At 69.0% G+C, this 21,346-nt stretch carries 19 protein-coding genes; 7 read left to right on the forward strand and 12 right to left on the reverse strand.

Features of this window, described 5'->3' with window-relative positions; all coding sequences use genetic code 11:
* Window positions 1-11: 11 nt before the first annotated feature.
* From A5775_RS08760 to A5775_RS08770, 3 genes are all read right to left on the reverse strand, one after another.
* The gene (locus A5775_RS08760) at window positions 12-2,645 is read right to left on the reverse strand and encodes an AAA family ATPase (protein WP_067250785.1); all 2,634 of its coding nucleotides are present in this window, start codon (window positions 2,643-2,645) and stop codon (window positions 12-14) included.
* Between the two features lie 91 nt (window positions 2,646-2,736).
* Window positions 2,737-3,975 carry a glycosyltransferase gene (locus tag A5775_RS08765; RefSeq protein ID WP_067250789.1) on the reverse strand — a complete coding sequence of 413 codons (1,239 nt, stop codon included), beginning with the start codon at window positions 3,973-3,975 and terminating at the stop codon, window positions 2,737-2,739.
* Window positions 3,976-3,977: 2 nt separating this feature from the next.
* Entirely contained in the window at window positions 3,978-7,172 is a 3,195-nt protein-coding gene (locus A5775_RS08770; protein WP_067250792.1) for an adenylate/guanylate cyclase domain-containing protein, read from the reverse strand.
* Between the two features lie 114 nt (window positions 7,173-7,286).
* Between A5775_RS08770 and A5775_RS08775 the strand changes: the two genes are divergently transcribed.
* Window positions 7,287-7,673 carry a hypothetical protein gene (locus tag A5775_RS08775; protein ID WP_067250796.1) on the forward strand — a complete coding sequence of 129 codons (387 nt, stop codon included), beginning with the start codon at window positions 7,287-7,289 and terminating at the stop codon, window positions 7,671-7,673.
* 136 nt (window positions 7,674-7,809) lie between these two features.
* On the opposite strand, the gene A5775_RS08780 is transcribed toward A5775_RS08775, so the two are convergent.
* The 6 genes from A5775_RS08780 to carD all read right to left on the reverse strand — a co-directional run bounded on the left by A5775_RS08780 (window position 7,810) and on the right by carD (window position 12,868).
* Window positions 7,810-8,712 carry a glycerophosphodiester phosphodiesterase gene (locus tag A5775_RS08780; RefSeq protein WP_156660626.1) on the reverse strand — a complete coding sequence of 301 codons (903 nt, stop codon included), beginning with the start codon at window positions 8,710-8,712 and terminating at the stop codon, window positions 7,810-7,812.
* Between the two features lie 71 nt (window positions 8,713-8,783).
* On the reverse strand, window positions 8,784-9,713 hold the full coding sequence (gene rlmB, locus A5775_RS08785; RefSeq protein ID WP_067250799.1) for a 23S rRNA (guanosine(2251)-2'-O)-methyltransferase RlmB: 930 nt from the start codon (window positions 9,711-9,713) through the stop codon (window positions 8,784-8,786).
* A gap of 10 nt (window positions 9,714-9,723) precedes the next feature.
* Window positions 9,724-11,133 (reverse strand): cysteine--tRNA ligase, encoded by a 1,410-nt coding sequence (cysS, locus tag A5775_RS08790; protein WP_067250802.1) that lies wholly within the window; start codon window positions 11,131-11,133, stop codon window positions 9,724-9,726.
* A gap of 49 nt (window positions 11,134-11,182) precedes the next feature.
* On the reverse strand, window positions 11,183-11,671 hold the full coding sequence (ispF, locus tag A5775_RS08795; RefSeq protein ID WP_067250804.1) for a 2-C-methyl-D-erythritol 2,4-cyclodiphosphate synthase: 489 nt from the start codon (window positions 11,669-11,671) through the stop codon (window positions 11,183-11,185).
* Entirely contained in the window at window positions 11,668-12,363 is a 696-nt protein-coding gene (gene ispD / locus A5775_RS08800) for a 2-C-methyl-D-erythritol 4-phosphate cytidylyltransferase (protein ID WP_067250808.1), read from the reverse strand. Before ispD ends, ispF begins: the two co-directional genes overlap by 4 nt.
* A gap of 16 nt (window positions 12,364-12,379) precedes the next feature.
* Window positions 12,380-12,868, reverse strand: a complete 489-nt coding sequence (carD, locus tag A5775_RS08805; RefSeq protein WP_007166539.1) for an RNA polymerase-binding transcription factor CarD — start codon at window positions 12,866-12,868, stop codon at window positions 12,380-12,382.
* Between the two features lie 288 nt (window positions 12,869-13,156).
* Here carD and A5775_RS08810 point away from each other — a divergent pair, with 288 nt between their 5' ends.
* From A5775_RS08810 to disA, 3 genes are read left to right on the forward strand one after another with little or no spacing between them, the layout of a single operon-like run.
* Window positions 13,157-13,738, forward strand: a complete 582-nt coding sequence (locus tag A5775_RS08810) for a hypothetical protein (protein WP_067250811.1) — start codon at window positions 13,157-13,159, stop codon at window positions 13,736-13,738.
* 49 nt (window positions 13,739-13,787) lie between these two features.
* Window positions 13,788-15,200 (forward strand): DNA repair protein RadA, encoded by a 1,413-nt coding sequence (gene radA / locus A5775_RS08815; RefSeq protein ID WP_067250814.1) that lies wholly within the window; start codon window positions 13,788-13,790, stop codon window positions 15,198-15,200.
* A gap of 16 nt (window positions 15,201-15,216) precedes the next feature.
* On the forward strand, window positions 15,217-16,299 hold the full coding sequence (disA, locus tag A5775_RS08820; protein ID WP_156660627.1) for a DNA integrity scanning diadenylate cyclase DisA: 1,083 nt from the start codon (window positions 15,217-15,219) through the stop codon (window positions 16,297-16,299).
* Between the two features lie 16 nt (window positions 16,300-16,315).
* Here the strand turns inward: disA and A5775_RS08825 are convergent, their stop codons facing one another.
* Both A5775_RS08825 and A5775_RS08830 read right to left on the reverse strand, forming a co-directional pair.
* Window positions 16,316-17,125, reverse strand: coding sequence for a hypothetical protein (locus A5775_RS08825; RefSeq protein ID WP_156660628.1), 810 nt, complete (start codon window positions 17,123-17,125; stop codon window positions 16,316-16,318).
* 106 nt (window positions 17,126-17,231) lie between these two features.
* Window positions 17,232-17,867: a carbonic anhydrase gene (locus A5775_RS08830; RefSeq protein WP_067250821.1), complete on the reverse strand. Its 636-nt coding sequence runs from the start codon at window positions 17,865-17,867 to the stop codon at window positions 17,232-17,234.
* Between A5775_RS08830 and A5775_RS08835 the strand changes: the two genes are divergently transcribed.
* Window positions 17,866-18,786, forward strand: a complete 921-nt coding sequence (locus tag A5775_RS08835; protein ID WP_067250825.1) for an A/G-specific adenine glycosylase — start codon at window positions 17,866-17,868, stop codon at window positions 18,784-18,786. The two genes, A5775_RS08830 and A5775_RS08835, sit on opposite strands and share 2 nt — an antisense overlap.
* Window positions 18,787-18,790: 4 nt before the next feature.
* Here A5775_RS08835 and A5775_RS08840 read toward each other — a convergent pair whose 3' ends face one another.
* The gene (locus A5775_RS08840; RefSeq protein WP_067250828.1) at window positions 18,791-19,561 is read right to left on the reverse strand and encodes an alpha/beta fold hydrolase; all 771 of its coding nucleotides are present in this window, start codon (window positions 19,559-19,561) and stop codon (window positions 18,791-18,793) included.
* Window positions 19,562-19,622: 61 nt separating this feature from the next.
* Between A5775_RS08840 and mhuD the strand changes: the two genes are divergently transcribed.
* A complete protein-coding gene (gene mhuD / locus A5775_RS08845; protein WP_067250831.1) occupies window positions 19,623-19,943 on the forward strand; it encodes a mycobilin-forming heme oxygenase MhuD in 321 nt (106 codons plus the stop codon).
* Window positions 19,918-21,282: a serine hydrolase gene (locus A5775_RS08850; RefSeq protein WP_067250834.1), complete on the forward strand. Its 1,365-nt coding sequence runs from the start codon at window positions 19,918-19,920 to the stop codon at window positions 21,280-21,282. Before mhuD ends, A5775_RS08850 begins: the two co-directional genes overlap by 26 nt.
* The last annotated feature ends 64 nt before the right edge of the window (window positions 21,283-21,346 follow it).

A 21,346-nucleotide genomic window follows, 5' to 3' on the forward strand; every position in this document is an offset into this window, starting at 1 on the left:
GGCGCAATGCGTCAGCTGGACGCGCCGGAGCCGGAACGGATGATCGAGGCCAATTCCTCGCGTGACTGGGCCCCCACCAGCTGGCAGGCCCGGTAGACGTGGCCCTCCACAGTGCGCACCGACATCACCAGCTTCTCGGCGATCTGGCGGTTGGACAGGCCGACGACGACGAGCTCGACGACATCGCGCTGGCGGCCGGAGAGCTTGAGACCTCCCCGGGTCCTCAGCGCAGGCGTGCACAAACCACCACATTTGTCGGCCAATTCCTTGGCCAGTGCCGCGGCATACAGTCCGCGCCGATGCTGCTGGCTCTCGTCGAACGCAACCGAGGCCTGCGCCGCAGCGTCGGCGGCCGCGGCCCGATCGCCGATCCGCCGATACGCTGACGACGCGGCCAGCAGGCCCTCGCCATCCCCGGCCAGCAGGCTCTCCGCATGCGACGCAACGGCGTCGGCCAGTGGCAGCGACAATGCCCGGGCGAGTTCTCGTGCCCGCGCCGCCCGCGACGCGTCGCCCCATTGGGCCGCGACCTGTATGCAGACCAGCTCGTGGGTGGGCTGGCTGCGGTCGTGGGCCAGTTGCGCGGCCTCATGCGCGCTCGTCACCGCCTCGCGCAAACGGCCGCTCGCCGCCATCGCCCACCCGCCGGCCAGCGAGAGGGCGGTGTGCATAAATAAGAAGTCGGGCGGCACACAGGACCGCGCCCCGGTGACAGCGTCGTTCGCCTCGGCGGGCTGTCCGAGCTTCGCGTGCGCCTCCGCCAGGGCGAAGTAGCTCGCTGCCCGCAAACCCGTTGTAACGGCATGCCTTTCCGCCCCGGCAAGCGCTTCGTGCACCAGCCGGGCCGCGTCGGCGACGGCCCCGCGAGCCAGGTCGGCATTCCCCAGCAGGAGGGCCAGGTTCGCATAGGCAAGGCCGGGAAGGTCGCGGGCCGAATCGGCCAATTGATTTGCCGTGTCGACGAATTCGTCGATACGACCAGTCAATTTGCAGGCGCGACCATATACCGCCCCGAACCAGAACCGCATGTGGGACGCCTGGAACGACGTCGTCGCGCGCCGCAGCGCCTGCTCGGCCACATCCGCAAGTTCGTCGACCTCCCCCAATGCCCCCATCGCCATGATCAAGGCAAGCGACGCCATCATCGCGTGAAAGCCGGGCAGGGCTTCGAACTCCAGTGCGGCCCTGGCCCTTTCGGCCGCAATTCCGCACCTCGCCGACACCGCGTCCAGGCAGGCCTGCACGGCCAGACGTTCCGCCGCCTGCGCCGGGGTCTCGCGAGTCTTGGAATTCGGATGAGCGAGGCCGTCCAGGATCACCGCCGCGGCTCGTGGCTTGCCGAGCATCCAGATCAGGTTGGCGGCCCGCACCGTCGCCCAGTGGTGGCCGTCGGGCAGGGCGGCATCCGCCATCTCGCACAGCGCCGTCTCGGCCTGCTCGCCGCGTCCGAGCAGCACGAGGTTCATTGCCCGCACCCCGGCCGCCCCGCGTGCACCGGCTTGCGTTGCCGCCGTGGCGAACCGGTCCGCAAGATCCAAGTCCAGCAGCGTCATGGCATGCCGCGCCGACTCCAGATACAGCTCGGGCTCGGGATCGAGGTCCGACTCGAGCCTCAGCAGCGCACGTCGCACGGTGGTCTGCATGTCGGCGTCGCCGTCTCTCTCCAGCCGTGTCGCCAACCTGCCCCGGATTCCCGACAAATACATCTCGCCCGCGTTCGCGCGGCGCAGCTCACCGAACAGTGGGTGCGCCAGCCTGGCCGTCAGGCCGCCACCGGTGCGTTCGACGCTCACCAGACCCATGCTCTCGGCGACCGACAGGTCACGGCGGCGCACCACATCGCACAGCACATCGACGGCCAACGGCTCACACTGCGACAGCGCGTCGACCACCAGTGCAACCCCCGGGCTGAGCCGGCCCATCTGGCGCACGACCGCGTCGGACAGGCTCGCCGAGACCGCGACGTCGCCGTCCAACATCCACACCCCGGCCGATTCCCGCACTCGCCCGGCCGCTCTCTGATCGCTCAGCAACTGCCGCAGGAACATGGTGTTTCCCCCGGTCAGCTTCCGGAACCGGGCCGCGCTGCGGGCATCGACCGGGCCGCCGAGCGTGCTTTCGATCAGTTCGCGCGTCGCCGCGGCTGAAAGCGGTTCAAGATCGAGCCGAGTAAGCAGCCCGTCCTTCCATAACGCCGTCACCGCGTCGGGCCCCTCGCCGCCGGTCCGCATCGTCACCACCAGCCGCACCCCGCCTGACTGCGCCAGCTGATGAACGACAAACGCGGACAACCCGTCCAGCAGATGAGCGTCATCAACGCCAAGCACTATGCGAGCCCGGCGCTGTTGCACGACGAACGACTCGATCACCCGCCGGACGTTGGCCAGCGGGTCCAACATGGCGCCACCCAACAGGCCGATGAAGGCCCCGAGGGGTAGCGCATGCGCCGACTCGGTGCCGACGATCCACTTCGTGTGCTCGCCCGACGCCTCGGCACGGCGCAGCACCTCGCGGGCGAGCCTCGTCTTGCCCACACCGGCGGCTCCGGCGATCACCACGCCGGAGTGGTTGCCAGAACCGCTCAGGGCGCGGCGAATGATTTCCAATTCGCTGTCACGCCCGGTCAGCGGGTCGCCGCTGATCACGCGGCGACTATAACGGCGTGAAGGCATCGCGCGGGCCGATTTATCGCCGTTTCGGTGCGTCGATGGACACCCGGCGCCTGCTTTGCTGAGGTCATTTGACGTTGATGCCGAGTACGCGCTGTTCAAACAGGTCCGCGCCGCGGGCCGTCCCGCCGGTGGCCCGGAAGCCGGCCACCACCCGCCGCGCACCATCGGTCATCGTCATCGCTTCTCGAACTTTGCTGCGCAACCGCGGCGGTGACAGTTTCTTTGCCGGCAGGCGGGTGCCGCACCGGGCCACCTCGACGCGGCGCGCGACCTCGAGTTGGTCGCGCCCGTAGGGCACCACGCAAACCGGAATGCCATGCGCGAGCGCCTTTTGAGTTGCCCCCATGCCGCCGTGCGTCACGGCACACACCGCCCGATCCAGCACCATGCCGTGCGGGATGAACTGCAGTACCGTCGCGTTGGGTGCTGCGGCGACCTCGTCCGGTCGCCCGGCCGGCAGCGTTGCAACGACGTGCACCGGCTCATCCTGCAGCGCGGTCACCGCCGTCCGGACGAGGTCGGTGTCGGCTTGTTTCTCGGATGAGGTTGTGACCAGCACGATCGGCTTGTCGATCGCTGCCAGCCAATCGGGGACGGTGTGCGGCCCCGGATCGACCACGCAGGGCCCGATCAGCTGTACCGCGTCACCCCAATCCGTTTGCGGGTACTGGAACGGCTTGCCGCTGGCGACCAGCACCAGCGGCGCGCCACGCAAAAACTGGTCCATCGACGCGACCGACCGCAAATCGAGGTCCGCACGAATCGTGTTGATCGGTGGCAGCATCACCTTCTCCAGCGCGCGCACCACTACGACGCGCACGGCGGCATCGCGCAACCGGCCCAACACGCCCGACAACGGTCTGAGACCCGGACCAAACGGTGGCACGCCGGGCGACCGCAGCGGCGGCGTGTACGGCACAAAGGTCGCCCAGGGGATCGCACCGGCCTCCGCCGCCGACAGCGCTCCCCAGCAGTTCACGTCGACGAGCAGTGCGTCCGGACGGATCCGCGTTATCGCGTCCCCGAGATCGGCCACCTCGTGCGCGGCGCGCCGGCTAAACGTCGCAACGCCGCTCTTGAGCGCGGCCCGGGGAGTGGCTTCCTTCCCGTCCTCGAGTTGGATCGCTTCGATGCGCGGATCGATCGCGTCGGTGCCGAATCCGAACTGCCGACCAATCTCCACACCGGCGGAAAGCGTCCGCACGTGAACGCTGTGCCCGCGGCTGGTCAGCTCCGACAGCAGCGCGCTCATCGGCAACAGGTGCCCCAGCGCGGGCGAGGTGTACGCCAGGATCGCGGCCATCGTCAGCCCCGCCGCGGCGCAAGGGATTCGTCGACCATTCGGTGCGCCTCGGGCAGCCGACCGCGGGCATCGAGCTTCGTGCAGAACGCGAGGTATGACTTTGCCAGTTCGGCGTAGACGTCCGAGTTGCCGTCCGCCCCGGCCAGCAGCGCGCGCGATTTCAGCCACCAGAGATCCGTAGCCGCGATGCCGGGTGGCCGCACCTGCCACCGCTCGACGATTCGGTGCGCTTCGGTGAGGTCGTCGATCGATCCCCGCTCGGTCAGCAACTCGACGAGCGCCTCGGCCGTACAGCCCACGAAGACTCGGCTGCCACCGTCGAAGTGTTGCCAGAAGGTGGGACGAAGCCTGTCGATCGCTTCGTCGATTCGCCCCTGGCGCGCGGCATCGATCGCCAGATCCGCGGCAATGCTCGTCATACCGATGTGATGGAGATTGTGCTCCTCGATCAGGACGCGGGCGCGGTCAAGCAGAGCGATCGCCTCGTCGCGCGACGTGTTCTCGGTGCGCAGCAGGACCGATCCATGGGCCCACAGCGTGGCGATGATACCGTTGACGTCGCCCAGAGATTCCGCGCACCGCAACGCATCCCGCGTCCCGTCGGCCAAGTCGGCCGCCCTGCACAGGCCCAACATCGCGACCGTTCCCGAGTAATGCGACATCGTCGCATAGTTGAGGGGGCCGAGCGTATGTGCTTGTTCAAGCCCCTCCCGGAAATCCCGCCGACCCGCATCGGAGCCGCCGAGGCACATGCCGATGATTCCGCGAAGGATCTGCGCCGCAACCGTTTCGTTCGCGGGCACATCGCCGGGCAGTGCGAGTATCGCGTCGGCAACCCGCAAGGCGGCGTCGAATTCGCAGTTGGCGAACCGGATGAAGGCTAACGAGTTGAGGATTATGGCCTTCGTCGCCGCGTCGCACACAATGTCGCTGACCATGCCTTCGAGCTCCGACGCCAGCGCCACGGCCTCGGGAACCCGAATGTCGTTGATACTGAACGACCAGATGCGTCCGGCGGTCGCGAGCGCGAGCGGTGCCAGGTCGCCGGATCGCGCCGTTAGGTCATGAAGCTCTTGGTACAGATCGTCGGTGCCGTCGGCGTCGCTCACGTAAAGCGAAGTAGAAATCAGCATGGCGCGCGGGGTGATTCGCATGGCGGTCACATCGTCGTGGTCGTCGGCCAACCCGTCAGCGATACGGCGTGCGCGCTCCCACTCCGCACGCGCCGCGCGGATACCGCGCGGCCGAAGCCATTCCGCCGCGCGCAGATGCCAGCGGTAGGCCTGGACGAGGTCGCCCCCCGCCTCCAGGTGTGCGGCAATCAATGCGGCGTTGTCGTCGGCGACGCCCGCGTCGCGCGCCTCGATCGCGGCGGCGAGCCGACGGTGGGCCCGCACGCGGACGGCGCTCAGCTGCGACTCATAGGCGACCGTGCGCACCAGCGGGTGGTGGAAGCAATACCGTTGTCGCGGAACGAATTCGATCTGATCGATCAACTCGGCCGACACCAGCTCGGCCAAGCGCGTGGACGAGCTTTCCGGCGACAGAGCGTGCAATGTTTCCACATCGAACTGGTTACCGATTACCGCCGCCGCGTTCAGGATCGACTTCGTGGGTGCAGGCAGCCTATCGATGCGGGCCGCAAGAACCGCTTGCACCGTGCCGGGAACGGCGATTTCGTTGATATCGCTCGTCAGGCGGTAGCCACCCCGACCGCCCGACAGCAACCCGCGGCCGGCGAGGTCGCGGACGATCTCCTCGGCGAAGAATGGATTGCCCGCCACCGCGGTGGCGATTCGCTCGTCCAGGGCCTCCAGCGAGTGGTCGCCCCCGAGGAGCTGGCGGACCAGGCGGACCGACGTCGATTCGGATAGCGGATGCAGCGTCATCGTGTGGCTCGATCGGCGGTGCAGCGCCCCGCGGAACTCCGGTCGATAGGTGATGACGAATATCGACCTCGTCCCGTCGAGTGCCTCCACGAAATCGGCAAGCACCTCGTCGCTGGGCTCGTCGATCCAATGCGCATCCTCGAGTGCGAACACGGTTCGATCCGAGCGTGCCCGAACAGCTAGCGTCATGATTTCGATCAGCCGGCGGCGCCTACCATCGGGGCTGACCTCGAGGGGAGGTGCCGTGGTGTCGGCGATGCCCATAGCCTCGAACAGGATCTGGGCGTCGACGGAGTGCGGCCCGAACAGCCCCGGGCATTGAGCGCTCGTGCGGTCGCGGGCCTCGCCGGCGCCGAGCCCCTCGACCTCGAACATGGCGCGCAGCAGGCGCGATAACGCCCGGAACGCAAGTGTGCTGGCATGGGCTTCGCAGCGGGCGACGACGATGCCGGCGCCTTGACCCTCGGCGACCGTGGTGAATTCCCGCAGCAGGCGACTCTTGCCCAGCCCCGGGGGCCCGACGATCCCGACCAGGCAGCCGGGATGGGTGTCGAACAGACTGCCTAACCGGCCCATCTCCTCGTCGCGGCCCAGCATCAGCCCATCTTGGCGGCCCAACACCATCCGCTCGGATTCCATGCCGAGGAGTTGGCGCGCGGGCACGGGCGCATCGGCGCCCTTGACGAGGACGTCTTCGACGGGTCCGAGGCGGGTAGCGTCCTCGACGAGGCGCGCCGTGGACAGCGAGCACATGACGCCGCCCGGAGGGGCGGCCGCCTCCATGCGTTGCGCCATTCCGACGGGATGGCCAACGGCGGTGTATCTTCCTTCACCCGAGCCGATTTCGCCGGCGATCACTGCGCCCGAGTTCAATCCGACGCGGATCTGCAAGGCGACGCCGTCACGCCGAAGCACCTCGGCGGCAAGCTCTTTGGTGACCGAGTGGATCTCCAGGGCTGAAATGCACGCCCGCAGCGCGTGATCCTCCAGGGCCACCGGGGCGCCAAACAGTGCCATCAAGCCGTCGCCGGTGAACTTGTCGACGGTTCCGTGGTAGCGCTGCACCACCGCCGCCGCACGGTTGAACATCTCGTTCATGATCTCTTGGAGCCGTTCCGCGTCCAGCGCGGCCGCGAGCTTCATCGAGCCGACGACATCGGCGAACAACACCGTTACTTGCTTGTGCTCGCCGCGGGCCGGTCGTGGGGTGACCGGAGAGCCGCAGACATCGCAGAACCGTGCTTTGGCGCGCAGATCGTTACCGCACGACCCACATCGGCCGTTGGCCTCGCTGACCGGGTTAACCATCCGCCGATCTCCCGCGCCGTCAGATTTCCTTCATGATCGCCCAAACCGCCGCGCGGCGGCAGTTAACCGCAAAACCCGATCCTGCAGGGGTGCGGGAAGCGTTTCGGTCGGCCGATGAGCGATCCGGGCGCACTCGTCGCGTCCCGCTGCTCGATCGGCCCGCCTGCCCCCGGTGGGTCGCGCGGGCGGACGCTTCTGGCCGAGGTGATCGACGTGTTCACACGCCATGCACATAACCTGGGGGATCGACCGCTCGTCGACGTGTATGTGGCACGGGAACCGTGCGGAGATCCCGATGAGGCGATGGCGCTGATGCGCGCCGCAGTAGACCACTTGGTCCGGGAGGGACAACTGCTGGCGTGCGGCACGCCAGCAACGGGCGTGCTCGTGGAGACACTGCTCGATCGCGGGCCTCAGGGCGACTTAGCCGAAGCCGAGGCCGCGATCGAGCGATTGGCGGCCGCGCCGGCCGATGAGGGTCTGGTAATCCGCGACATCTGAGCTGCTGCGGCTGCGCGCGCTGCTGGCCCGGGCACATGGCGATGCCGTGGCTTACGCCGACCTCAGGGACCACTGTGACATGGCGAAAATGTTTGGCTTCGAAGGACATACGAAGTGGGCTGAGGCGATGCCCTGACTAGCCCCGCCGGTATGCCGGCGGCAGCGGCAGGGACAGCTCGGCGAGCACGCCGCGCAGCAACGTCGGATAGTCGGTGATGATGCCGTCGACCCCGTACCCGATCTGCTCGCGCATCGCGTCGGCGTCGTTGACCGTCCACGTAATGACTTTGAGCCCCAACGCATGCGCGCGCTCGACGTACGGCTTGCCGGTCACCAGCCGGTAGTCCGGTGAGACGGCGTCGGCGCCCACCGCCAGCGCGCCGATCAGCGGATCACCGAGAGCGTGCTCGTCGTACAAGGCCACCAACGGAATCGACGGCTCGGCCACGCGCACCAGCGACAGCGTGCGCCAGTCGAAGCTCTGTATTTCCACGCGCTCGACCTTGCCCGCGGACCTGACCGCGGCCAGTATCACGTCGACGAACTCCTGCGGTTCGGCCGAGGCGCCGGGCCCGTCGGCCTCCACCTTGGTTTCGATGTTGTAGCGCACCGCATCGGCACGGTAGGAGTCGGCGAGCGCGAAGACCTCCGGCAACGTGGCGATCGTGTTGCCCTGCACCACTTCGGCGTGCGGGAAGTCGTCCAGCCGGCGCCCGCAGTCCAGGGTGCGGATCTGCGCCAGCGTGAGCTCGTGCACGAGTTTGCCGACGTAGGGATACTGCGGGTCACCGGCGAACGCCGGCGCTATGTCGGTGCATTTCTCGGCCCCGATCGTCGGATCGTGCCACACCAGCGGTTGCCGGTCTCTGGTCAGCACAATGTCGAATTCCAGTGTGCTGACGCCCAATTCGAGCGAGCGTGCGAAGGCCCGCAACGACTGTTCGGTGGCCTGCCCGCGCCCGCCGCGGTGGGCCTGCAGGTCGAAGCCGGGCGCCTGCGCTGGCGCGGCCGGTGCCAGCGCGATCAGCGCGGACATCATCAGCGAGCAGATGCGAAAGCCCCTGAACCCTCGGCGCGTCGGGTGCTTTTGTGTCTGCTCGCGGAAAGAAATCACCGCCTGCGCTGACGGGAGATTTCCGCGAGCACCACGCCGGCGGCCACCGACGCGTTCAGCGACTCGGCATTCTGAGCCATCGGAATGGACACCACCTCGTCGCAGTTCTGCCGCACCAACCGTGACAGCCCCTTGCCTTCCGAGCCGACGACGACCACCAGCGGGTCGGTGCCGTCCACGTCGTCGAGCGTCGTGTCCCCACCGGCGTCCAGCCCGATCACCCGCACACCACGGTTCGCCCAATCTGTCAGTGTCCTGGTGAGATTGGTGGCCCGGGCCACCGGGACTCGGGCGGCTGCCCCGGCGCTGGTGCGCCAGGCCACGGCCGTCACCGATGCCGACCGCCGCTGCGGGATCAGCACACCGTGGCCGCCGAACGCGGCGACCGAACGCACGATGGCCCCCAGGTTGCGGGGGTCGGAGATGTTGTCGAGCGCGACCAGCAGCGCGGGCGGCGAACCGATGGCCGCGGCGAGCAGGTCGTCGGGATGGGCGTAGTTGTACGGCGGCACCTGCAAGGCGATGCCCTGGTGCAGGTGGTTGCTGGTCATCCGGTCCAGGTCGGTGCGCGGTACCTCGAGGATCGAGATACCCAAATCCGCTGCGCGGGACACGGATTCGGTGAGCCGCTCGTCGGCTTCGCTGCCCAGCGCCACGTAGAGCGCGGTCGCGGGCACGCCGGCGCGCAGGCACTCCAGCACCGGGTTGCGGCCGAGCACCGTCTCGGTCTCGTCGGTGCGCTTGGCGGGGCGGCGGGCCTGGGACTGGGCGCGCTTGGCGGCGGGGTGGTTGGGACGCATGTGCGCGGGCGGCGTGGGCCCACGGCCCTCCAGCCCGCGGCGACGCTGGCCGCCCGAACCCACGGTGGGGCCCTTCTTGCTGCCCGACTTGCGGATTGCCCCACGGCGGCGCGAGTTGCCGGCCATTACGTGGCCCCTAGCTTTCTGGACCGGCCTGCAGCGACCACTGCGGCCCGTCGGCGGTATCGGTGACCTCGATGCCGGCGTGCTTGAGCCGATCCCGGATCTCGTCGGCCAGCGCCCAGTTGCGCTGCTCGCGCGCCTTCTGCCGACTCTCCAGCTCCGCGTGCACCAGCACGTCGACGGCGGCCAGCGCCGCCGACGTCTCGTCGCGGGACTCCCAGCGCTCGTCGAGGGGGTCGCAGCCCAAGATGCCCATCATCGCGCGGATCGCCCGGGCATGGCGCAGCGCGCCGTCGTGGTCGCCGGTGTCCAGGGCGCGGTTGCCTTCGGCGCGGGCCTGGTGCACCTCGGCGAGCGCGGCGGGCACCGCGAGGTCGTCGTCGAGGGCCTCGGCGAACTTCGGCGTCCATTCGCCGGGCTCAACGCCACCGACCCGTACCCGCACCCGGTGCAGGAATTCCTCAACGCCGACATAGGCTTTCACCGCGTCCTGCAGGGCGGTTTCGGAGAATTCCAGCATCGACCGGTAGTGGGCGCTGCCCAGGTAGTAGCGCAGCTCGGCGGGCCGCACCCGCTGCAGCATCGCCGGGATGGCCAGCACGTTGCCCAACGATTTGCTCATCTTCTCGCCGCCCATGGTCACCCAGCCGTTGTGCAGCCAGTAGCGGGCGAAGCCATCACCGGCGGCGCGGCTCTGGGCTATCTCGTTCTCGTGGTGCGGGAATACCAAATCCATTCCGCCGCAATGGATATCGAATTCTGTTCCCAGATAGGTGCGGGCCATCGCCGAGCATTCCAGGTGCCAGCCCGGCCGGCCTCGGCCCCACGGCGTGGGCCAGGACGGCTCGCCGGGCTTGGCGGCCTTCCACAGGGTGAAGTCGCGCTGGTCGCGTTTGCAGGTGGCCGCGCCTTCGCCCTGATGGACGTCGTCGATCTTGTGGCCGGACAGTTGCCCGTACTCCGGGTAGCTGAGCACGTCGAAGTAAACATCACCGCCGGCTGCATACGCGTGATCGGTGTCGACCAGGCGTTCCATCAACTCGATCATCTGAGTGATGTGACCGGTGGCCCGAGGCTCGGCCGACGGCGGCAGGACGTCCAGGGCGTCGTAGGCGGCGGAAAAGGCGCGTTCGTAGGTGGCCGCCCATTCCCACCACGGCCTGCCCGCCGCGGCGGCCTTGTTCAGGATCTTGTCGTCGATGTCGGTGACGTTGCGGATGAACGCGACGTCATTGCCCCGCGCGATTAGCCAGCGGCGCAGGATGTCGAAGGCCACCCCGCTGCGGACGTGGCCGATGTGCGGCAGACCCTGGACGGTGGCGCCACACAAATAGATGGAGACGTGGCCCTCGCGCAGCGGAACGAAATCACGCACAGCACCGGCTGCCGTGTCGTGTAGCCGCAAGCGGGCGCGATCGGTCACGACGTGCCAGCTTACCGGGTAGTTCCCCGGCGCCCGGCGCTGCGCGGGCTTACCCGGTGTGCAGTACCAGCGCGGTGGCGATGGCGGCCAGGCCTTCACCACGTCCGGTCAGCCCTAACCCGTCGGTCGTCGTCGCCGACACCGAGACCGGCGCCCCCAGCAATTCCGACAACACTCGCTGGGCCTCGGCGCGGCGTGGACCGACCCTCGGCCGGTTCCCGATGACCTGCACGGCGGCGTTGGAAACCCGGAAGCCCTCGCCCGACGTGAGACCGGCGACGTGGCGCAGCATGTCCGCGCCGCTGATGCCCTCGAAGCGTGGGTCGTCGACCCCGAACACTTCGCCCACGTCGCCGAGCCCCGCCGCCGACAGGACGGCGTCGCACAGCGCGTGCGCGCCCACGTCGCCGTCGGAGTGGCCGGCGCAGCCGTCGGCGTCGCCGAACAGCAGACCCAGCAGCCAGCAGGGCCGCCCGGGTTCGATCGGGTGCACGTCGACGCCCAGGCCCACCCTGGGAACGGGAAGCGGCCCGCTCACCGGCGCACGATCGCTTCGGCCAGCAGCAAATCGAGCTGCGTGGTGATTTTGAACGCCAGCGGGTCGCCGTCGACCACCTGAACCTGCCCGCCGACACGCTCGACCAGCGACGCGTCGTCGGTGAAACCGGGCGCATCGGCGCCGGCCCGATAGGCGCGCAGCAGCAGCTCGGTGGCGAACCCCTGCGGCGTCTGTACCGCCCGCAGCCCGGCCCGTTCCGGCGTCCCCAGGACCACCCCGTTGGCGTCCACGGCCTTGATGGTGTCATGCAGTTGCAACGCCGGCACGACGGCGTCGTGGCCGGCCCGCAGGGCATCCACCACACGGGCGATCAGCGCCGGCGGGGTCAACGCCCGCGCCGCGTCGTGCACGAGCACGAAGGTGGGCGCGGCGGTCGCGGGGAGAGCCGCCAGCGCCAGGTTCACGGATTGGGTGCGGTCGGGCCCGCCGGCCACCACGCTGGCCCGATCGGCGAGGACCCGCTCGGCCTCATCGATGCGCTCGACGGGGACGGCCACCACCACGTGATCGACCATGCCGGATTCCAGCAAACCGGCGACGGCGCGTTCCAGCAGGGTGCGGCCGGCGACCTCACAGAATGCCTTGGGGATTCCCGCAGCCAGCCGTTCCCCCGACCCTGCGGCCGGGACGACGGCGATGACGTTGCCCGAGGTGCCCGTCTCCGGGGCCACCGAAGCGTCAGAACCTTCAGGAAGCGGCGGCCAGGACCTCGTCGAGGATGGTTTCCGCCTTGGCGTCGTCGGTGCTCTCGGCCAATGCCAATTCACCGACCAGAATCTGGCGGGCCTTGGCCAGCATGCGCTTCTCGCCGGCCGACAGGCCACGCTCCTGGTCGCGACGCCACAGGTCGCGCACTACCTCGGCCACCTTGTTGACGTCACCGGAGGCAAGCTTTTCCAGATTGGCCTTGTAGCGACGCGACCAGTTCGTCGGTTCCTCGGTGTGCGGAGCGCGCAGCACCTGGAACACCTTGTCGAGACCTTCTTGCCCGACGACGTCGCGGACACCGACGTACTCGGCGTTGTCTGCGGGAACTCGAACGGTCAGGTCTCCCTGCGCCACCTTCAAGACGAGATATTCTTTTTGTTCCCCTTTGATCGTCCGGGTTTCGATCGCCTCGACTAACGCAGCACCGTGATGCGGGTAAACAACGGTGTCGCCGACCTTGAAGATCATCTGATTCGAGCCCCTTTCGTTACTTCATTCTAACACGGCCGCCTAACCACGCGCGCCGCAACGATGCAGGTCAGGGGCACAACACGCGCAGATTAGGGGTTGACATGGGGAGCAAGTCGTGCAATGGAGCACATTACCAACGCCCTCATTCGGCCTCGGCAGCGGCCCGAAAGGCCCTCGCGCCGCGCTCCTGCGCTGGTCCCGCGCCCCGCGCTACCGCGCGCAACGGCTTCCTACTACTGTGCATAGTTGCATTAGTCGAACCGGCCGAGCAGGAGGCTGTAGAGAGTGAACCGCTTCAAGATCCGCCTCGGCCTTCCCGCGTTCGCGACCCCGGTCGCCATCCGAGTCGCCATGGCCGGCGTGGTGGCCGTCGCGGCCGCCCTACTCAGCGGTTGCGGCGCCGGCCAGGTCTCGCAGATGGCGGTCCAGGAGCCGGCCATCAACGGCACCAAGGTCACGTTCAACCACGTGGCGCTGCGCGACATCCGCATCCAGGCCACGCAGACGGGTGACTTCATCCAGCCGGGCCGAGCGGTGGACCTGGTGCTGGTGGCCACCAACCAGTCGCCGAGCGCCCCCGACCGGCTGGTCGGCATCACCAGCGACATCGGCACCGTGGCGATCAGCGGCGACACCCGACTGCCCGCCGGCGGGATGCTGTTCATCGGCACGCCCGAGGGCCAGAAGGTGGCCCCGGGCCCGATCGATTCCAACACCGCGGCCAAGGCGACCGTCACGTTGGCCAAACCCATCTCGAACGGCCTCACCTACAACTTCACCTTCAACTTCGAGAAGGCCGGGCAGGCCACCGTGTTGGTCCCGATCTCGGCCGGCCTGACCCCGCCGCAGCAAAATCACGCGGGGTAACCGCCTGTCGTGACGGCGGGTTGTCGTAGCGGCTCGATACCGTCATCACGTGGCAACCGCGCGCTCGCAATACCGCTGCTCGGAATGCCGGCACGTCACCGCGAAGTGGGTCGGCCGCTGCCTCGAATGCGGCACCTGGGGCACGGTTGACGAGGTCCCGGTGCTCAGTGCCGTCGCCGGGCGCCGCGCGGGCCGGGCGGCGGCGTCGCCGGCCGTCCCGATCACTTCCATCGAGCCCAATGCCAGCCAGCACCGCTCGACGGGGGTAGCCGAACTCGATCGTGTGCTCGGCGGGGGAGTGGTGCCCGGTTCGGTCGCGCTGCTGGCGGGCGATCCGGGCGTGGGTAAGTCCACGCTGCTACTCGAGGTCGCGCACCGGTGGGCGGAGTCCGGCCGGCGCGCGCTGTACATCTCCGGCGAGGAGTCCGCCGGCCAGATCCGGTTGCGCGCGGACCGCATCGGCTGCGGTAGTGACGAGCTGTACCTGGCCGCCGAATCGGACCTGCACACGGTGCTCGAGCACATCGCCACGGTCAAGCCCGCGCTGGTGATCGTGGACTCGGTGCAGACCATGTCCACCACCGAGGCCGACGGCGTCGCCGGCGGCGTCACGCAGGTGCGCGCGGTGACGTCGGCGCTGACCGCCGCGGCCAAGACCAACGCGGTCGCGCTGATCCTGGTCGGGCACGTCACCAAGGACGGGGCCATCGCCGGCCCGCGTTCCCTCGAGCACCTGGTCGACGTGGTCCTGCACTTCGAGGGAGACCGCAACGGCTCGCTGCGAATGGTCCGCGGCATCAAGAACCGGTTTGGCGCCGCCGACGAGGTCGGGTGTTTCCTGTTGCACGACAACGGGATCGAAGGGGTCGTCGACCCGTCGAACCTGTTCCTGGATCAGCGCCCGGCGCCGGTCCCGGGCACCGCGATCACGGTGACGCTCGACGGGAAACGTCCGCTCATCGGCGAAGTGCAGGCGTTGCTGGCCTCCCCGTCGGGCGGCTCGCCACGCCGCGCCGTCAGCGGCATCGACCATTCGCGGGCCGCGATGATCACCGCCGTGCTGGAAAAGCACGCCAAGTTGCCCGTCGCCGCCAACGACATCTACCTGTCCACCGTGGGCGGCATGCGGCTGACCGACCCGTCCTCGGATCTGGCCGTCGCGGTCGCGCTGGCTTCCGCGTTCGCCGATCTTCCGCTGCCCACCACGGCGGTGATGATCGGCGAGGTGGGACTGGCCGGGGACCTGCGGCGGGTCAGTGGCATGGAGCGCCGGCTCAGCGAGGCCGCGCGGCAGGGGTTCACCATCGCGCTCATCCCGGATGGCGACGACCCCCGGCGCGAAATAGTCCCGCGCGGGATGCGCGCACTGCGAGCGCCCACCATCGTCGCGGCGCTCGAGCACATGATCGACATCGCCGGCCGCCGCGGCGGGCCCGCACGGCCGCAACGGCTGGACGCGTGACGCGATGGGCCGCAGAATGCACGCTGTGACCCGTCCGACCCTGCGTGAGACCGTCGCCCGCCTGGCGCCGGGCACCGGGCTGCGCGACGGCCTGGAACGCATCCTGCGCGGCCGTACCGGCGCGCTGATCGTGCTCGGCAACGACGAAAACGTCGAAGCCATCTGCGACGGCGGCTTCGCCCTGGACGTGCGTTACGCGCCGACCCGGCTGCGCGAGCTGGCAAAGATGGACGGCGCCGTGGTGCTGTCCACCGACGGCGGCCGCATCGTGCGGGCCAACGTGCAGCTGGTGCCGGACCCGTCGATCGCCACCGACGAGTCGGGAACCCGGCACCGCTCCGCGGAGCGGGCGGCGATCCAGACCGGCTACCCGGTGATCTCGGTGAGCCACTCGATGAACATCGTGACCGTGTACGTGGGCGGGGAGCGCCACGTGGTGGCGGATTCCGCGACCATCCTGTCGCGCGCCAATCAGGCCATCGCCACCCTGGAGCGGTACAAGATCAGGCTCGACGAGGTCAGCAGGCAACTGTCGCGAGCCGAGATCGAAGACTTCGTCACGCTGCGCGACGTCCTGACCGTGGTGCAGCGACTCGAGTTGGTCCGGCGGATCGGGCAGGTGATCGACAACGACGTGGTCGAACTCGGCACCGACGGCCGCCAGCTGCGGCTGCAGCTCGACGAGCTGCTGGGCGGCAACGACAACGCCCGGGAGTTGATGGTGCGGGATTATCACGCCAGCCCCGACCCGCTGTCCGAAGCGCAGCTGACCGCGACGCTCGACGAGCTGGACTCGCTCTCGGACACCGAGCTGTTGGATTTCACCGCTCTGGCAAAGGTTTTCGGGTATCCGATGACGACGGAGGCACAGGATTCGGCGGTTAGCCCGCGCGGCTACCGAGCGCTGGCCGGCATCCCCCGGCTGCAGTTCGCCCACGCCGATCTCCTGGTCCGCTCGTTCGGGACGCTGCAGAACGTGCTGGCGGCCAGCGCCAGCGACCTGCAGTCGGTCGACGGCATCGGCGCGATGTGGGCGCGCCACGTGCGGGAGGGGTTGTCGCAGCTGGCGGAGTCGACGATCACCGACTCCCTGAGCTGAGCGGAACCGGAAAAGCTCAGCCGGCCGGCGGGGCGGCCATTGGCGGCGCCTCGGGCTGCGGTACGGCCCCCGGCTGCCCCGGCCCGGGCACCGGCCCCGGCGGCGGTGGGGGCTGGTTCATGACGAACGGCACCGGCATCGAGCGCAGGTTGCCCAGCTGGACGACCAGGTTGTAGGTGCCCGGCCCGATCGCCGGCCGCGGCAGCGGGCAGTGCGGGGCCGAACCCATGCCCGTCCACGTCACCGCGGTGGTCACCTGCTCGCCCGGCGTGAAGGTCTTGATCAGGGTCTCGTTGGACGGCGCGCAGTCCAGGTTGGACCACAGCCGCTTGTTGTCCAGCGAGTAGACGTAGGCCGCCAGCACCGCGGCGCCGACGTCACGCTTGCACGCGACCAGCCCGATGTTGGTGACGACCATGGTGAACTTCGGCTGGTCACCGATGAAGTACTGGGGCGCGTTGGTCAGGCCCTTGACCGCCAGCGTCGAATCGGGGCAGTCATCACCCTCCTTCAGCACCGGCGGCGGCTGCACGGCGGCGGTGGGGGTGGGCGTCTCGGGGTTCTGGGCCTGCGCCGGCGGCGCCCCCGGTGCGGGGCTCTCGGGTCCCGACGGTGGCGGCGCCTGGGGCGCGGGCGCGCCCGGCTTGCTTTGCGCGGAGTTCGGCTTGCCGGTGCTGGCGGGCTTGGCTCCCGAGTTGTGCCCCATGAACGCGATGACGGTGGCGGCCACGATCCCGATCACGACGACCGCGATGCCCACGGCCAGGCCTCTGCGCCGCCAATAGATCTCGGTGGGCAGCGGGCCACGCGGTTCCAGATCGAGCACGTTTGCAGCGTAAGGCCAGGTCACGCCGATATGGCTGACCCGCCCCGGCGTGTCGCCGGGTTTAGCGGCCAACGGCCGTGTTAGGGGCGGCCGAAACGGCGCAACGCTAGTGGCCTATTCGGCGCTGTTCACCGATGTCGCCGACGTGGTGGCACAACGCCGCCCGCCCGTCGGCAAGGTGGTAGGTGGCCCCGGCTACCGCGACCGTGCCCGCGGCGACGCGCTCGGCGATCGTGGTCGACCGCGACACCAGCTGCGCCACAGTTTCGCGTACGTGCCGTTCCTCGAACTCGTCGACTCGGGTAAGGCCCTCCCGGCGGCCCATCAGAATCGACGGCGTCACGCGCTCCACCACATCACGCAGGAAACCGCCGGGTAACGTGCCCTCGTCGATCGCGGCCAGGGCCGCCTTGACGGCACCGCAGCTGTCGTGACCGAGCACGACGATGAGCGGCACGTCGAGAACCGCCACGGCGAACTCGATCGAGCCAAGGACCGCCGAATCGATGGCCTGTCCGGCGGTGCGCACCACGAACATGTCGCCCAGGCCCTGGTCGAAGATGAGCTCGGCAGCCACCCGGCTGTCCGCGCAGCCGAACACGACGGCGGTGGGCTTCTGCCCGGTTGCCAGGCTGGCCCGGTGCTCGACGCTCTGGCTCGGGTGTTGGGGCTGCCCGGCCACGAATCGCTCGTTACCCTCTTTGAGTGCTTTCCATGCGGTTACCGGACTGGTGTTGGGCATGCCAGAGATTGTGCCGCAAGCAGAGGTGACGGGCCTGACGGGCCCGGAATTCATATCAGTCACCAATCTTGTCGACTGGTACGAAACGTCGCGCAGGGACCTGCCCTGGCGAGAACCGGGCGTCAGCGCCTGGCAGATCCTGGTCAGCGAGTTTATGCTGCAGCAGACGCCGGTGGCCCGGGTGCTGCCGATCTGGACGGAGTGGGTGCGGCGCTGGCCGACCCCGTCGGCCACGGCCGCCGCCAGTGCCGCCGACGTCCTGCGCGCCTGGGGCAAGCTGGGCTATCCGAGGCGGGCCAAACGCCTACACGAGTGCGCCACGGTCATCGCCCGCGATCACCACGACGTCGTTCCCGATGACGTCGACACCCTGCTGACGCTGCCCGGTGTCGGCAGCTACACCGCGCGGGCCATCGCTTGCTTCGCCTATGGGCGGCGGGTTCCGGTGGTGGATACCAACGTGCGCCGGGTGGTGGCGCGCGTGGTGCACGGTATGGCTGACGCCGGGGCCCCGTCCGCGACCCGTGACCACGCCGACGTGTCGGCGCTGCTGCCGGACGACGAAACCGCGCCGCAATTCTCCGTCGCGCTGATGGAGTTGGGAGCGACGGTGTGCACCGCACGCGCACCGCGATGTGGGCTGTGTCCGCTCGGCCGGTGTGCCTGGCGCCACGCCGGCTACCCCGCCGCGCAGGGACCGCCGCGGCGCGTCCAGACCTATGCCGGTACCGACCGGCAGGTCCGTGGTCGCTTGCTGGATGTGTTGCGCGCCAAGGATTCCCCGGTCACCAGGGCGGAGCTTGATGTGGCGTGGCTGACCGATACCGCGCAGCGGGACCGGGCGCTGTATTCGCTGCTCGCCGACGGCCTGGTGACGCAGACGCGCGACGGCCGGTTCGCGTTGGCAGGCGAGGAGTAGCGCGTCAGGCCCGCGGATCCGGCGCGGCCAGGAAAGACTCCACCGCTTCGCGGTATTCCCCGGGCGCTTCGTCATGGATCAGGTGACCCGCTTGCGGGACAAGCAAATACGTTGCTGCTGTGGCACTTTCGGCCATCTGTTGCATCTGGCCCGGCGGTGTGACCGAGTTGCCGGCCTCGATGAGCAGCGCCGGGACCCGCACCGCCAGCCACTGCGTCCAGTAGTCCCGGGTGCCCCATTCCGCGGCGATCTCGATCCATCGCGAGGTGTGACCGTGCAGCCGCCAACCGGTTTCGGTGCGGTCGAACGCCTCCAGGAAATACTGCCCGGCGACGGGCCCGAACTCGGCGAATACCTGCTCGGCGGAATCGAATTCGACCGGAAGCGCGTGCAGCCACGGTTCCCACGGGCCGGTGGTGCGGCCGCGGAAGTCCGGCGCCATGTCCTCGAGCACCAGCGCGGAAACCAGTTCGGGGCGCTGCGCGGCCAGGCACCACGCGTGCAGGGCGCCCATCGAATGCCCGACGATCCTGACCCGCGCCCCCAACGCGCTCACCGCGTCGCCCAGGTCGGCCACGAACCGTTCCGTGCTGATCGGGTGCGGGTCGTCGACGTCGCGACCCCGGTGCCACGGTGCGTCGTAGCTGTAGACGGTGCCCAGGCGGGTCAGCCACGGTAGTTGGCGCGACCACGTGGTCCCGCGCCCCATCAGGCCGTGCACCAGCACCAACGGCTCGCCGCATCCCCCGTGAGGAGTCAACAAATCGCCGGGCATGCCACCATCTTGCGTGGACCGCCCTCGTTGAACCGTCCTGGGGGCGGAGTAGCCTAGCGGCATGCCGCCAGTGGTGAAGATCAACGCAATCGAAGTCCCCGCCGACGCCGGCCCCGAACTGGAGAAGCGGTTCGCCCACCGCGCGCATGCGGTGGAGGATCAGCCCGGGTTCCTCGGCTTCCAGTTGCTGCGTCCGGTCCAGGGCGAGGACCGCTACTTCGTGGTGACGCACTGGGAGTCCGATGAGGCGTTCCAGGCGTGGGCGAAGGGTCCCGCCATCGAGGCCCACGCCGGCCATCGGGCCAATCCGGTGGCGACCGGGGCGTCTCTGCTGGAATTCGAGGTTGTGCTGGACGTTGCCGCAAACAAGCAGGCTGGCTAGCGGGCGGCCGGCCTGGCGCCGCGCACTGGCGCTGAGCGCCGCCACCGCACTGATCGTGACATCGGCGCCCGGTTGCGCCCCCTCCCCCTCACCGCAGGCGAACGCGGCAAATCCGGGACGGCAGATCGACACCCGGACGCCACCCGGCATTCGGGCCCAGCAGACGTTGGACATGCTCAACTCGGATTGGCCCATCGGCCCGGTCGGGGTCGGCACGCTGGCCGCTCAGGACAAGGTCGAGTCGGTGGAAACCACCATGGAGGCGCTGTGGTGGGATCGCCCGTTCACCCTGGACGGTGTGGACATCGGCGCGAGCGTGGCGACGCTGCACCTGACGTCGTCCTACGGTGCCCGCCAAGACATCCGGATCCACACCGACGACGGCGGGTGGGTGGACCGGTTCGACCTGGACACCCAGGCCCCGACGGTCAAGTCATGGCACGACGTCGACGCGGTGTTGAGCAAGACCGGCGCGCGATACTCCTACCAGGTCGCCAAGGTCGAAGACGGCCACTGCAACCCGGTGGCGGGCACCAACACCCGCGAATCCCTGCCCCTGGCATCGATTTTCAAGCTGTACGTGTTGCACGCGCTGGCCGGCGCCATCAGAAACGGAACGGTGTCCTGGGACGACCAGCTGACCGTCACCGACAAGAGCCGGGCCGTCGGGTCGTCGGGTTTGGCGCTGCCCGCCGGTGCCCACGTCTCGGTTCGCAAGGCCGCCGAGAAGATGATCGCGACCAGCGACAACATGGCGACCGATTTGCTGATCGGCAAGATGGGCACGCACGCGATCTCCGAGGCGCTCGCCACGGCCGGCCATCACGATCCGGCCAGCATGACTCCCTTCCCCACCATGTACGAGCTGTTCTCCGTCGGCTGGGGCAGACCCGACCTGCGCGGCCAATGGGAACACGGATCCCCGCAAGTCCGGGCCCAGCTGCTCGAGCAAGCGAATTCCACGCCGTACGACCCGGATCCGATGCGTGCTCACTCGCCGGCGTCCTCGTACGGCGCGGAGTGGTACGGCAACGCCGAGGACATCTGCCGGGTCCATGCGGCGCTGCAGGCCGACGCGGTCGGTGCGGCCGCGCCGGTGCGAGAGATCCTGTCCGCAGTTGCCGGTATCCAGCTGGACCACAACGTGTGGCCCTACATCGGCGCGAAAGCCGGTGGCCTGCCGGGTGATTTGACGTTCAGCTGGTATGCCGTCGACAAGACGCGGCAGCCCTGGGTGGTCAGCTTTCAGCTGAACTGGCCGCGCGATCACGGGCCGACCGTGACCGGCTGGATGCTGCAGGTCGCCAAACAGGCCTTCGCCCTGATCGCGCCGGGATAGCCGGCAAGCCACGCTCGAGTTCACCTTGGGGACAGGTGACTTGGGGGTTCGATGGCGGATGCGC

The sequence above is a fragment of the Mycobacterium sp. 852002-10029_SCH5224772 genome (assembly GCF_001667315.1).
Lineage (GTDB): Bacteria > Actinomycetota > Actinomycetes > Mycobacteriales > Mycobacteriaceae > Mycobacterium.

Excerpts from the sequence above, each read along its gene's own strand:
- A5775_RS08840 (WP_067250828.1), bottom strand. The coding sequence starts at position 19,561 with ATGCCCGGCGATTTGTTGACTCCTCACGGGGGATGCGGCGAGCCGTTG.
- carD (WP_007166539.1), bottom strand. The coding sequence starts at position 12,868 with ATGATCTTCAAGGTCGGCGACACCGTTGTTTACCCGCATCACGGTGCT.
- disA (WP_156660627.1), top strand. The coding sequence starts at position 15,217 with ATGCACGCTGTGACCCGTCCGACCCTGCGTGAGACCGTCGCCCGCCTG.
- A5775_RS08835 (WP_067250825.1), top strand. The coding sequence starts at position 17,866 with ATGCCAGAGATTGTGCCGCAAGCAGAGGTGACGGGCCTGACGGGCCCG.
- rlmB (WP_067250799.1), bottom strand. The coding sequence starts at position 9,713 with ATGGCCGGCAACTCGCGCCGCCGTGGGGCAATCCGCAAGTCGGGCAGC.
- A5775_RS08780 (WP_156660626.1), bottom strand. The coding sequence starts at position 8,712 with ATGATGTCCGCGCTGATCGCGCTGGCACCGGCCGCGCCAGCGCAGGCG.
- A5775_RS08830 (WP_067250821.1), bottom strand. The coding sequence starts at position 17,867 with ATGCCCAACACCAGTCCGGTAACCGCATGGAAAGCACTCAAAGAGGGT.
- A5775_RS08765 (WP_067250789.1), bottom strand. The coding sequence starts at position 3,975 with ATGGCCGCGATCCTGGCGTACACCTCGCCCGCGCTGGGGCACCTGTTG.
- A5775_RS08775 (WP_067250796.1), top strand. The coding sequence starts at position 7,287 with ATGAGCGATCCGGGCGCACTCGTCGCGTCCCGCTGCTCGATCGGCCCG.
- A5775_RS08770 (WP_067250792.1), bottom strand. The coding sequence starts at position 7,172 with ATGGTTAACCCGGTCAGCGAGGCCAACGGCCGATGTGGGTCGTGCGGT.
- mhuD (WP_067250831.1), top strand. The coding sequence starts at position 19,623 with ATGCCGCCAGTGGTGAAGATCAACGCAATCGAAGTCCCCGCCGACGCC.